The sequence below is a fragment of the Flavobacterium sp. RSSA_27 genome (assembly GCF_051547125.1).
Lineage (GTDB): Bacteria > Bacteroidota > Bacteroidia > Flavobacteriales > Flavobacteriaceae > Flavobacterium.
In genome coordinates, this window is record NZ_JBPTTN010000002.1 from 469473 (window position 1) to 483144 (window position 13672).

9 protein-coding genes and 1 other RNA gene are annotated in these 13672 nt (G+C 33.8%); 6 read left to right on the plus strand and 4 right to left on the minus strand.

Features of this window, described 5'->3' with window-relative positions; translation table 11 throughout:
- Nucleotides 1–46: 46 nt before the first annotated feature.
- Nucleotides 47–1096, minus strand: coding sequence for a glutaminyl-peptide cyclotransferase (locus tag ACSVH5_RS04870; protein ID WP_438060334.1), 1050 nt, complete (start codon nt 1094–1096; stop codon nt 47–49).
- Between the two features lie 88 nt (nt 1097–1184).
- On the opposite strand from ACSVH5_RS04870, the gene ffs reads away from it, so the two are divergent.
- The 3 genes from ffs to fsa all read left to right on the plus strand — a co-directional run bounded on the left by ffs (nt 1185) and on the right by fsa (nt 2859).
- An RNA gene (ffs, locus tag ACSVH5_RS04875) (signal recognition particle sRNA small type) lies at nt 1185–1282 on the plus strand.
- 74 nt (nt 1283–1356) lie between these two features.
- On the plus strand, nt 1357–2160 hold the full coding sequence (locus tag ACSVH5_RS04880) for an SDR family oxidoreductase (RefSeq protein ID WP_438060335.1): 804 nt from the start codon (nt 1357–1359) through the stop codon (nt 2158–2160).
- A 42-nt stretch (nt 2161–2202) separates the two neighbouring features.
- Nucleotides 2203–2859: a fructose-6-phosphate aldolase gene (fsa, locus tag ACSVH5_RS04885; protein WP_438060336.1), complete on the plus strand. Its 657-nt coding sequence runs from the start codon at nt 2203–2205 to the stop codon at nt 2857–2859.
- A 227-nt stretch (nt 2860–3086) separates the two neighbouring features.
- Here fsa and ACSVH5_RS04890 read toward each other — a convergent pair whose 3' ends face one another.
- The 3 genes from ACSVH5_RS04890 to ACSVH5_RS04900 all read right to left on the minus strand — a co-directional run bounded on the left by ACSVH5_RS04890 (nt 3087) and on the right by ACSVH5_RS04900 (nt 6419).
- Nucleotides 3087–4526 carry an MFS transporter gene (locus ACSVH5_RS04890; protein WP_438060337.1) on the minus strand — a complete coding sequence of 480 codons (1440 nt, stop codon included), beginning with the start codon at nt 4524–4526 and terminating at the stop codon, nt 3087–3089.
- 161 nt (nt 4527–4687) lie between these two features.
- A complete protein-coding gene (locus tag ACSVH5_RS04895) occupies nt 4688–5395 on the minus strand; it encodes a LytR/AlgR family response regulator transcription factor (RefSeq protein ID WP_438060338.1) in 708 nt (235 codons plus the stop codon).
- Nucleotides 5385–6419 (minus strand): sensor histidine kinase, encoded by a 1035-nt coding sequence (locus ACSVH5_RS04900; protein ID WP_438060339.1) that lies wholly within the window; start codon nt 6417–6419, stop codon nt 5385–5387. The genes ACSVH5_RS04895 and ACSVH5_RS04900 overlap by 11 nt, the downstream gene beginning before the upstream one ends.
- 300 nt (nt 6420–6719) lie before the next feature.
- Here ACSVH5_RS04900 and ACSVH5_RS04905 point away from each other — a divergent pair, with 300 nt between their 5' ends.
- From ACSVH5_RS04905 to nagB, 3 genes are all read left to right on the plus strand, one after another.
- The gene (locus ACSVH5_RS04905; protein WP_438060340.1) at nt 6720–9746 is read left to right on the plus strand and encodes a SusC/RagA family TonB-linked outer membrane protein; all 3027 of its coding nucleotides are present in this window, start codon (nt 6720–6722) and stop codon (nt 9744–9746) included.
- Between the two features lie 10 nt (nt 9747–9756).
- On the plus strand, nt 9757–11337 hold the full coding sequence (locus tag ACSVH5_RS04910) for a RagB/SusD family nutrient uptake outer membrane protein (protein ID WP_438060341.1): 1581 nt from the start codon (nt 9757–9759) through the stop codon (nt 11335–11337).
- A 339-nt stretch (nt 11338–11676) separates the two neighbouring features.
- A complete protein-coding gene (nagB, locus tag ACSVH5_RS04915) occupies nt 11677–13614 on the plus strand; it encodes a glucosamine-6-phosphate deaminase (RefSeq protein WP_438060342.1) in 1938 nt (645 codons plus the stop codon).
- The last annotated feature ends 58 nt before the right edge of the window (nt 13615–13672 follow it).

Genomic DNA, 13672 nt, shown 5'->3' on the forward strand with positions numbered 1-13672 from the left:
ATGATAGATTCATGAAATTTGTGAAACTTGTGTGTTGTTTACAATTTTATTCGGATACTTTTATTTCGAACATTTTATCCCAATTTTTACCTGTAACAAAGATGGTTTTGGTTTTTGGGTTGTATGCAATTCCATTTAACGCTTCTGCTGTAGGACTTTTTAATTCTTTTCTTAATTTGGATAAATCCAAAACCCCTTCAACACCACCATTTGTGGGATTGATAATTGCAATGGCGTCTTTGAGCCAAACGTTGGTGTAAATTTTGCCTTCAACAAATTCTAATTCATTAATACTTTTTATTTTGGATTGACCAGAATATACATTAATGTTACTTTCTAATTTTTGAGTCGAAGGGTTGAGTGTCCAAATTTTTTCGGTACCATCTGTGTGGAATATACTTTTTCCATCATTAGTCATACCCCATCCTTCAATTTCTTTGTCGTAGGTGAATTTTTTTTCTAATTTGAAGGTATTGACATCATAAATAAAACCTGTTTTCTCTTGCCAAGTTAGTTGGTAAATTTTATTATTCAAAATTGTGATACCTTCACCAAAATAGGCTGGGTCTAAATCGATTTGTTTGTAAATTTTTCCAGTTTTATAGTCGTATTTTCTGACATAGGAAGAACCTTTTTGACCCGTACTTTCATATAGGGTGTCTTTGTAAAATTCTAATCCTTCTGTAAAGGACTTAATGTCGTGTGGATAGGTGTTGATAACTGTATATTTTAGCAATTTTGGTTCAACATCTGAAACTAATTCTACTCTGGATGTAGCTTCAGAACTATCACCTCCAAAAAACACCAATGCTTTAATGTTTTGGTAACCTAATTTTTGATTCTTCAAAGGGAAATCAAGAGTAGCATTTCCTTTACTAGTAGCAATTTTGTTGTCATTGATGTAATACACTATACTGTCAATAGTTTTTGAAGCTGGGTTTAAAACACCAACTTTTAAAACATCATTTGAAGTGTAAAAAGGTTTAAAAACAGAATTATCGATCGTAAAAATAGAATTTTCGCCTTTTTTTGTATCGCCACAGTTGGTGGTAATGATTCCTAATAAAATGATATAAAGCAGGTTGAGTTTTTTCATGACTAAAATTTTTGAATAAGCCAATATACAACGATATTTTTAAGAGTCAAAGCTCTTGCAAAAATATAAAAAGATTGTATATTTGCACCGGCAAGTCCTACACGACCAGCTCCTGCAGACTCCCCCAGGGTGGGAACGCAGCAAGGGTAAGCGGTTGAGCGGTGCGATGTAGGTCGCTTGCCATTTTTTGTTTCTTTTGATTAATGTAGTCTTCCTCAGGGAAGATTTTTTTATTTTTACCTTATCCATATTTTAAAATAATGAATAAAGTCGTTTTAATTACTGGTGGATCATCCGGAATAGGTAAATCTATTGGAGAGTTTTTGCATCAAAAAGGATGCATTGTTTTTGGAACTAGTCGTCATCCAGAAAAAAATAGCGATTCTGTTTTTCCATTAATTGCTTTAGATGTTAGAAACAGTGCTTCAATTCAAGCGGCTGTAAATTACATTATTGCTTCTTCGGGAAAAATTGATGTAGTTATAAACAATGCAGGTGTAGGTATTACAGGTCCTTTAGAGGAGATTCCTATTGAGGAAATTAAAAACAATTTCGAAACTAATTTTTTTGGCCCGATTGAAGTAATGAAAACTGTTTTGCCACAAATGCGACTACAAAAATCAGGTTTGATAATCAATATCACTTCAATTGCGGGCTATATGGGTTTGCCATACAGAAGCGTATATTCAGCTTCAAAGGGTGCTTTAGAACTTATAACCGAAGCTTTGCGTATGGAAGTCAAAGATTTTGGGATTTCAATTACTAATGTGGCACCAGGAGATTTTGCAACTAATATTGCTTCAGGAAGATATCATGCCCCAGTTATTGAAGGCTCTGCTTATGAGAGGGTTTATGGTAAAACATTACAAGCTATGAATGAACATGTGGATAGCGGAAACAATCCTCTAGAAATGGCAGAAGCAGTTTACAAAATTATCCAGACACCTTCACCAAAAATTCATTATAAAGTGGGGGCTTTTATGCAGAAGTTTTCCATAGTTTTAAAGCGAATACTTCCTGATAAAGTCTATGAAAAAATGCTTATGAATCATTATAAATTGTAATTTAGCACCAAATTAAAACACACAATTAAATATAAATCAATTATGAAATTTTTTATTGACACGGCTAATTTGGCTCAGATAAAAGAAGCTCAAGCATTAGGAGTATTGGATGGAGTTACTACAAATCCTTCTTTGATGGCTAAAGAGGGCATTACTGGGAAAAATAATATTTTAAAACATTATGTGGATATCTGTAATTTGGTTGAAGGTGATGTTAGTGCCGAGGTAAATGCTTTGGATTATGATGGAATGATCAAAGAAGGTGAAGAATTAGCCGATTTGCACGAGCAAATCGTGGTGAAATTACCAATGACAAAAGAAGGGGTAATGGCTGCCAAATACTTTTCTGATAAAGGAATTAAAACCAATGTAACCCTTGTTTTTTCTGTAGGCCAAGCTATTTTAGCAGCAAAAGCTGGAGCAACTTATGTTTCTCCATTTGTAGGGCGTTTGGATGACGTTTCAACTGATGGATTGAATTTGATTGAAGAGATTAGATTGGTATATGATAACTACGGTTACGAAACTCAAATTTTGGCAGCTTCAGTTCGTCATACAATGCATATTGTAAATTGTGCTAAAATTGGTGCTGATGTTATGACTGGCCCACTTTCAGCTATTTATGGTTTATTGAAACACCCTTTAACAGATATCGGATTGGCTCAATTTGTAGCTGATTTTGAAAAAGGAAACAAATAAATTTGAGATCGTTGACTAACGATTTATCATTTTAGATTGTATACTAATGAAAACTCCCATTATGCCTCGCAAATGGGAGTTTTTTTGTTAGTATCTAAACTGGCTGAAAATGCAATATTTTATGCTCAAATGAATTTCATATAAGCGATTTTAAGTTACTTGAGTTTTAATAAAAAAAACCAATCTATTTTATTAGAATGGGTTTTTTAAATTATTTGAATCACTTCTTAGTGTCCACCAGAAACTTTTTTGTCAAAATCAATACCTTGAGCTCTAAGGATTCCGCTTACTCTCCATGCATAAAAAGCCAAGTAAGCAAAACAAAGAATTCCAACAATGTAACTCTCTTGGATTCCGATTCCTTCAGCAACTTTACCCTGTAATACACTGATAAATCCACCGCCCATAATCATCATAATCAAGAAACTACTTCCTTGGCTAGTGTTTTTTCCAAGTCCGCTTACTGCTAAAGTAAAGATACAAGGCCATAAGGTACTACAAAACAAACCAACACTTGTTAAGGCATAAACACTTACCATTCCACTAGTTGTCATTCCTATTCCAGTTGCAATGATTCCAAGCGTAGAAAAAATTAATAACATTCTGGCTGGATTTCCTTTACTAGCTATATCAGCTGCAATTAGAACAATAATTACTAATCCGTAAATGTAGAAAGGAGTTAGGTCGTGTTTTGCAATGGCATTAACAGCTAAAAATACACCAAAAGCTAGGTAAGGAGCGATAAATCTCAATATTTTTTGCCAACTCATATTATCAGTAAAGGCTTCAACAGCTCCTGTCCAACGCCCAATCATCAAACTTGCCCAATAAAGAGAGATATATGGAGCAACGTCTTTAGTTAAGAATCCTAATTTACTTTCCATATAAGCTGGTAAATTACTTGCTGTAGAAACTTCAACTCCTACATACAAGAAAATGGCAATCATACCCATTACTAACTGAGGGTATTGCAAAGCTGTTTTTTTTGCAGGAAGGCCATCGTGAGCTTCTGTTTCTTCAACCAAAGCTGGTTTGTCAGGTAATGATGAAAATTTAAGAAGTATTGCTACTAACAAGAAGGCTACACCTAATACTAAATATGGAATTTTTACACTTTCGATACTTGCACTTGTGTTGGCATTTGTACTTGAACCGAAAATGGCAAAACTAACAATAAGTGGTCCAATGGTAGTTCCTAGATTGTTTATTCCTCCAGCCAATGTAAGGCGTTGTGAGCCTGTATTGATCGGGCCTAAAGCTATCGCAAGAGGATTGGCCACTGTTTGTTGCAATGAAAAACCTAAACCAACAATAAAAAGGCCAGCTAGCATTAAAGGAAAAGAACCTGTATTCGCTGCTGGATAAAATAAAAGGGTTCCTAAAGCTGAAATAAGCAATCCTAATGAAAGTCCATTTTTATAACCAATTTTGTTTACTAAATCTTCTTGAATTGCTACAGAAACTCCCATATAGATTAATGAACCAACTGTATAAGCAATATAAAAGGCAAAAGCAACTAATTGGCTTTCCCCTTGTGATAAATTAAAAGCAGTTTTGAAAACAGGGATTAAAATATCATTACTTGCAGCAACAAATCCCCAAAAAAAGAAGACTATAACTAGCGGTATAAATTGAGCCCAATTGGTTTTTAAATTTTCAGAATTCATAATTTAGATAGAGATTAATTAATTAAAATTTCAAGACTAATTGTAAATGTATTTATTAACCAACTAATAAAAAAATTATTTCGATAAAATACTGCTAGTATTAAACCAACGACTCTTTTTTTTCTACAAAAGACATTGGAATGAATCGAGGATTTTGGGATTTAATCTAAAATCTTGCTCTTTACATCTTTGCTGTAATTTCTTCCAATTGGTATAGTGTATGAGGTAATTTGAATTCTATTTCCCTCAATGGTTTTTACTTTATCTAGTGCAATTGTATAGGATTTATGAATGCGCATAAATCGTTCTTCAGGAAGCTCTTCGGTTAGTGAAGAAAGGGATTTATGAGTAATGTATGTTTTTTCAGGGGTAACTACTTTGATATATTCTTTCATTCCTTCTATGAATAAGATTTCATCAATATTAATTTTTACCATTTTCTTATCAACTTTGATAAATATATGAGGATCAACACGATGAATTTCATTCTTAGTAACGATTTTACTTTGTAATTCAGTTGTTATTTTCGAAATACATTTAATAAATCTAGGCAAAGGGATAGGTTTTACTAAATAGTCTAAAACATCTAAATCGTAGCTTTCTGCAGCAAATTCCCGAAACGCTGTGGTAATGATAATTTTTGTATGGGCTTTGTTATTGTACAATTGAATCAATTCAAAACCTGACATTAAAGGCATGTTGATGTCAAGAAATAAAGCGTCAATTGTATTGTTATTTAAAAAATCTAAGGCTTCAATAGAATTATTAAATGTGGCAATAATTTCAAATTCAGGAAAGTTTTGAAAATAATTTTGGAGCACTTTGATTCCTAAAGGTTCATCATCAATTAATACACACTTAATCTTCATTTTTTACGGGTATTTGCAATCGAATTATATAGAAATTAAACTTGATTTTATGGCTTAATTGATAATCATTTTTAAATATTAATTTTAATCTTTTCTTTGTATTAGTTAGTCCAATGCCATTTTTGGAATTTTCATTTTGAGAAGGCGTAAAGTTATTTATTATTTCAAAAAAGAGCTTGTTTTCGGGAGTGATTTTGCAATTTATTTTGATTTTTAGAGCCTCATTATTAATTCCACCATGCTTGAAGGCGTTTTCAATTAATGAGATAAGTAACAAAGGAGGAACACAAATAGTATCGATATCAGACTCAAGATTGAACGCTACTGATACATTTTCGAACCTCAATTTTTCAATTTCAATATAGTTTTGAATGTAGTCTAATTCTTTTATCAATGGTACAAATTGAGTTCCCTCAATATCATAAAGTACGTATTCCATTAATTTTGATAGCTTTATAATTACATCGGGAACTTTGTTGGATTGCTCTAGTGATAAAGCATAAAGATTGTTCAATGTATTAAAAAAGAAATGGGGTTGAATTTGAGTTTTTAAATATTTAAGTTTGATTTTGTATTGATTCTCGGTTAAAATTCTATTGCGTTCCCTTTCTTTTAGCCAAGTTAAAGTCAAGTAGATTGAAGAAGCCATAGCTAAAACGTATAATTCTCCAATACATACTGCAAGAATATGATTGATTTCAAAGGGTTGATAATCTCGATTGGCTTCTGGCCAAATGTCTTTTGAAATCACAAAATACGTTAGACCTGTTTTTAAAATGTAGATGCATGCTAAAGTAGCTAATAAGGCAAGAGTATATTGCAAGTATTTTGATTTTAAAACCAATCTTGGAACTAATACAAAAAGATTGAAATATACTAATGGAATATGTAATGCAAATTCAATGATGTTGGATTTAAAGGAATACTCGTAATCATTAAAATAGGCTCCCCATCGCAGAAAATTCAACAGAAAGTACAATCCCCAAAACCAGAAATGATTTTGAATCTTGATCTCGAATTTCATGTCTTTAATTTTATTCATTAGGATAGTGCACTAGTTTATTACAATTTTGTATACAATCAACATTGTAGTTTGATTATGCAACTATAATGAATTTGCTAATAAAAACAAGCTTTTTCAAAATAAAAAGTATAATTTAATTACGATTGATGAAAAAAGGAAAATAAGAAAACGTTTTCGAAGAACATATTATTGAACAAATTATGTCGTTGGTTTAAAAAATAATACAGTTGGTATAATTTATTTTTTTTAACAATGCCTTAAGAATAAGTTTACATCATAACTAACAAATACATTTAAAAAATGAAACAAATTTTATTAATCGTTATGCTTGTTTTTGCTACGCAACTCTCGTTTGCGCAACTAAAAACAATCAAGGGTACGGTAGTTGACGGTAGCGGTGCTCCCATACCTGCTGCTAATGTTCAAGTACAAGGTGAGTCAAATGGAACATCAACTGATTTTGATGGAACATTTACGATCAAAGTGAACAAAGGAAAAACATTAATTGTGTCTTATTTGGGTTACGAAACTAGATCACAAGTTGTTGGTGATGAGGATACCATCAAAGTGATTTTGAAAAGTGAATCAACTACTGCACTTACTGAAGTAGTAGTAACATCATTAGGTATTAAGAAAACTAGAAAATCCATTACTTATGCTGCTCAAGAACTAAAAGGTGAGGAGTTTACAAGAGTAAAGGATGCTAATATTATTAATACGGTAGCAGGTAAAATTGCGGGTGTTGCTGTAACAAGAAGCTCTGGAGGTACTGGTGGATCAACTAAAGTAGTAATTCGTGGTAACTCTTCTGTAAGTAACAACCAACCCTTGTATGTAATTGATGGTATTCCATTGTATAACGGTACATCTGGACAGCCAAACAATGCTTTTGGTGATACAGCAGGTGGTAACCGTGATGGAGGAGATGTTGTTTCATTAATCAATCCTGAAGATTATGAAGGAATGACAGTATTGAAAGGAGCAGCAGCTTCTGTATTGTATGGTTCTCAAGGAGCTAGAGGTGTTGTGTTATTGTCAACCAAAAAAGCAAAACAAGGAAAATCTCAATTAAAAGCTTCTTCTGTAACGACTTTTGAATCTGCAGCATTTTTACCAAAATTTCAGAGTGATTATGTTGCTGTTGCAGGTGGTGAAGAAACTTGGGGGGCTAAACAAAAAGTAAGCAACCATGTAAAAGGCTTTTTTGAAACAGGTAGTACGCAAATTTCATCATTGAATTTTACAACGGCTTCTGATGTTGCTTCTACTTCATTGTCATATTCTAATACTACCGCATCAGGCATTATTCCTGGAAATGGTTTAAAACAAAACAACTTTGGATTCCGTCAGTCGGGTAAATTATTTGACAAATTAACTGTTGCTGCCAATGCAAACTATACCACAAGAACAGTAAACAATAGACCAGTAAATGGTTTGTACTTTAACCCACTTACGGGTGTTTATTTAATGCCAAGAGGGAATGATTTTAACGATTATCAAAAGAATTTTGAAGTATTTGATCCCGTTAGAAACATGTACGTTCAAAATTGGATGACGGATAGAGATATCATGCAAAATCCTTTTTGGGGAATTAACAGAAATCAATCAGAAGACACCAATAATTTCTTCAACGGTAACTTAGCTTTAGATTATAAAGCTACAGATTGGTTGTCTATTGCTGCTAGATATAGTTATAACAGAATTGAAAGTGGATTTACAAAAGAAATTTTCGCAACAACTCAAGGAACCTTATCTCATATCAATGGTAGATATATTGATATAAACAACTTAAGTACGCAACGTTATGGTGATTTAATCGCAACTATCAATACCAAATTCAATGAGGATTTTACTTTTAATGCAAACGTTGGTACAAGTATCACGAATACTTTAGCAAATAAAAGAACAACATTAGATTCAGGAATCGGTGGAGGTTTACAAATTGCGAACTGGTTTACACTAGGAAATTTTGTAAATAACGCCTTAAACTTACAAACTGTTGATTCAAGAAAAGAAGTACAATCTGTTTTCGCAGCAACAACTTTTGGATATAAAGACATGTTATTTTTAGACGTTGCAGCAAGAAATGATTGGTCATCAACTTTGGCAAATACTGATAATACAGGCTTTTTCTATCCATCTGTTGGGGTAACGGCTATTCTTAGTGAAATGGTAACAATGCCAAAATTCATCAACTATGGTAAAGTTCGTGCTACTTATGCTCAAGTAGGAAATGACATTTTCCCATTCGTAACTTCACCCACTTACGGTTTTACAGCAGAGGGAAACAAACCAGCAACAGTTGCTCCTCAACCAGGTACTTCTTTACGTCCTGAGTTAAAATCAGAAATTGAGATCGGTACAGAGTGGAGAATGTTTGACAGCCGTTTAGGATTTGAATTGTCTTACTATAATTCAGATACAAAGCACCAATATTTACAAGTTTTAGCACCACCAACCAATCCATTAGGAGTTAAATATTACGGAATTAATGCTGGAAGTATCTCAAATCAAGGATTTGAAGCAGTAGTTACTGGAAAAATTATTAATGGAGAAAAATTCTCTTGGGATGCAACTGTAAACTACTCTAAAAACGTAAATAAAGTAGAAGAAATTCCAACTGAATTAGGAGGAAAAGTGATTTTGACAGAAGCTGGAGTAAATAACTACAGATATGTTTTACAACAAGGAAGACCTTTCGGTGTTATCGAAGGGGTAAATATTAAAAGAGACGAACAAGGTAGAATATTATTAAACGCTGATGGAACTATTCAAAAAACAGAATTTGAAGAAGTAGGTAATGCTAACCCTGATTTTATGTTAGGCTTCTCAAACGCTTTCAAATTCGGTTCTTTCTTTGCTAATGTATTGATTGACGCTAGATTTGGTGGTGATGTAATGAGCTTGACAGAGGCAACAAATGATGAGTTTGGAGTTTCAAAAGCAACTGGTGATGCTAGAAATGCAGGTGGTGTAACTATCAATGCAGTGTATCCAAATGGAACAGCTTTTACAGGGAAATACGATGCTGAGAAATATTACAAACAAGTTGGTGGTAGAGCTGGAGCAACAGGAGAATATGTTTATGATGCTACAAATGTAAGTTTAAGAGAAGTTTCTATTGGATATACTTTCAATACTAAGAAATTGCCATTTTTACAATCAGCAAGCTTGTCTTTAATTGCTAGAAACTTAGGATTTATCTACAAAGACGCACCTTTTGATCCAAACATTTCATTAAGTACTGGCGAAGGTTTACAAGGGATAGATGTTTATGGAATGCCATCTACAAGAAGTATAGGTCTTAACTTAAACGTAACTTTCTAATTAAAAAAACATGAAACTAAATACAATTAAAAAAACAGCTATTTGTATTTCCTTACTCGCCGCAGTAGGTTGTACAAACAATTTTGAGGAAATTAATACCAATCCTACGGGTATTACTGAAGCGCAATACGAACAAGATTTTAATAATATCAAAGGTGCTTTTGCTCCAATGTTTAACAATATTATTGTCTTGACTCCAGAATGGAAATACCAAGTGCAACAAGGGCTTCAAGGTGATATTTGGTCTGGGTATATGGCAACTGGAACTGCTTTTAGAGGAGGAACAAACAACACTACTTATGATTTGGTAGATGGTTGGAATGGTTTTGCTTGGGGAGCTGCTTACGGTGACGTAATGTACAATGCTTATGCTGTAGAGCAAAAAGCAAAAGGAAAATACGATCAATTTTATGCTTTAGCTTTGATCTTGAAAGTAGAGGGAATGCACAGAGTTACGGACACTTATGGTCCTATTGTATATTCAAAATTTGGTACTACTGAGAAAACAATTGAGTACGATTCTCAAGAGGAAGTTTACAATTTGATGTTCAAAGAATTGGATTTTGCTGTGACTGATTTGACGAAAAGAGTAGACGCAGGAGAAGCTTCAACCTTTGCAACTACTGATTTATCTGGTTACAAAGGGGATTACACAAAATGGGTGAAATTTGCTAACTCTTTGCGTTTGCGTTTAGCGATGCGAATTGTGAAGAAAAATCCAACTTTGGCAAAAGCTGAAGCTGAAAAAGCATTGGCACATAAATTTGGTGTGATGACAACTAATGATGATATTTTCAAAGTAGTTTCACCAAACTTTACCAACCCAATAGCAACTATCAGTGGTGCTTGGGGAGACGTTAGAATGTCGGCTGATATGGAGTCAATTATGGGAGGATATCAAGACCCAAGACTTTCAGTTTACTTCAAAACATCTACACAGTTCCCTGGACAATTCAAAGGGGTTAGAACGGGTATTGAAATTGCTGCAAAAGCAGATCACGTAGATTTTTCTGAAATTGGACCTATTGTTAATTCTAAAGAAATTGTACTAATGACAACTGCCGAAGTTTATTTGTTAAGAGCTGAAGGTGCATTAAGAGGTTGGAACATGGGAGGAACAGCTCAAAGTTTATACGAATTGGGAATAACAAACTCATTTGCACAACATGGAGTTTCTGGTGTAGCTGCTTACATTGCTGATAATACTAAAACAGCCAAAGATTATGTAGATCCAAATTTCCCTGTAAATAATGGGGCTGCATTAAATAAAGTAACAGTTGCTTGGGACGCAGCTGCATCTAATGAAGTGAAATTGCAAAAAATCATCACTCAAAAATGGATTGCTGGTTTCCCAGAAGGACAAGAAGCTTGGTCTGAGTACAGAAGAACGGGTTATCCAAAATTGTTACCGGTACTTAAAAATACTAGTGGAGGGAAAATTTCTACTGCTTTAGGTGTGCGTAGAGTAAACTTCGTTCAATCTGAAAAAGATGGTAATGCTGGTGGTGTTGCTACAGGTTTAGCTAAATTAGGTGGGCCTGATACTGGAGGAACAAGATTGTGGTGGGATACTACTGGACCTAATTTTTAATTTCTTGTTTATAGTTAGGGTCCTTAGTTCTTAGTTCGTGGCCTTTTGCTACGAACTAATGACTAGGGACTACTACCTAAATTATAGGCCAAATAACGCTTTATTGACTAAATAATGTCGTTGGTATATAAACTCTGACCGTTCGTTTTTTTTATTTTTTTGCCATAAATAATACGCCTACATTTGAAGTATATTAAAAATTTGGATTGATTTATTATAATGTAAAATATACCATATCAGTAATTTACAATTAAAAACCAACATCAAATTTATTTTTAAAATACAACTGATTATTTAGCGAAAAAAACCAAAAAACTTTTAGAATTTAAAAATAGTACAATGAAAAATGCTTTAGAGATAAAACCGGATATTAGTTACAAAAGTGCGGGTAAATTTGAAGAAACTAGATTTGAAAAAATTCATAACGAAATTTTTAAAAATTCTGTTGAAGCCTCAAAAATTGTAGCCGAAGAAATTGCCACTTTGATTAGAACCAAACAAGAAGAAAACAAAAACTGTGTTTTAGGTCTTGCAACAGGTTCTTCACCGATAAAAGTATACGAAGAGTTGGTTCGTATGCATAAAGAAGAAGGCTTAAGCTTTAAAAATGTGATCACTTTTAACTTGGATGAATATTATCCAATGAACAAAGAAAGCAAGCAGAGCTATCACTATTTTATGCATCAACATCTTTTCAATCATATTGATATTCATCCAGATAATGTTCATATTCCAGATGGAACCATAGCTATTGACGAATTGAATCAATACTGTATTGATTATGAAATGAACATTAAAAACGCAGGAGGTCTTGATTTTCAGCTATTAGGAATTGGTCGTACTGGTCATGTTGGTTTCAATGAACCTGGATCACATATTAATTCAGGAACAAGAATCATAACTTTGGATCATATCACTAGAGTAGATGCTTCTTCTGACTTTAACGGAATTGCTAACGTTCCTAAACGTGCAATTACTATGGGAGTTTCAACCATTATGCGTTCTAAACGTATTGTTTTATTGGCTTGGGGGCAAAATAAAGCGGATGTGATTAAAAGAACGATTCAGGGTGAAATAAGTTCAGAAGTACCTGCTACCTTTTTACAAAATCATCCTAACGCAACTTTTGTTTTGGATCAATCGGCTGCTTCTGCACTAACTCGTTTTGAAACGCCTTGGTTAGTAGGGGAGTGTATTTGGAATCAAGAACTAAAAAGTAAAGCGATTGTTTGGTTGTGCCAAAAAACAAATCAGTCTATTTTAAAACTTACGGATAGAGATTACAACAACAACGGTATGTCCGACTTGTTAGCGCAAGAAGGATCAGCTTATGATTTGAATATTAACATGTTCAATGTGTTGCAGCATACCATTACTGGTTGGCCAGGAGGAAAACCTAATGCGGATGATGCACACCGACCTGAAAGAGCTAATCCGGCTAAAAAGAGAGTGATTTTGTTTAGCCCTCACCCAGATGATGATGTGATTTCGATGGGAGGTACTTTTGCTAAATTAATCAAGCAAGGACATGAAGTTCATGTAGTGTATCAAACTTCTGGAAATATTGCTGTAACCGATGATGAGGCTTTGAAATTTGCAGAAGTATGTAATGATTTTGTTGGGGAAGATAATAGTAAAATCAACTTCCAAGCCGTAATTGATTTCTTAAAAAACAAGAACGACAATCAAATCGATTCTTTAGAAGTTAGAAAATTAAAAGGTCTAATTAGAAGAAGAGAATCGTATGCTGCAGTGCGTTACATAGGGCTCAAAGATGAAAATGTTCACTTCTTAGACATGCCTTTTTACGAAACTGGTCAGGTAAAGAAAAACCCAATAGGAACAGAAGATATTGAAATTGTAGCGGATATCATCGCTAAAATTAAACCGCATCAAGTTTTTGCAGCAGGGGATTTAGCCGATCCACACGGAACTCACGAAGTATGTTTGAATGCCATTTTTGCCGCTTTAAAACAATTAAAAGGCAAACCTTACATGAAAGAGTGTTGGTTGTGGTTGTACAGAGGAGCTTGGCACGAATGGGATTTACACGAGATTGATATGGCTGTTCCATTAAGTCCAGACGAAGTATTGTTGAAACGACAAGCGATTTTATTTCACCAATCTCAAAAAGATCGCGTGATGTTTCAAGGGAATGATTCGAGAGAATTTTGGGTGCGTGCAGAAGATCGCAATAAAAATACCGCCAAGTTATACGATGATTTAGGCTTAGCAGAATATGAAGCCATCGAGGCATTTAAACGATTTGACTATTAAAATTTAAAAATCCATTCGGTTGTTTACTCAGCCGAATGGTTCTTCTCAATAGTAGGAG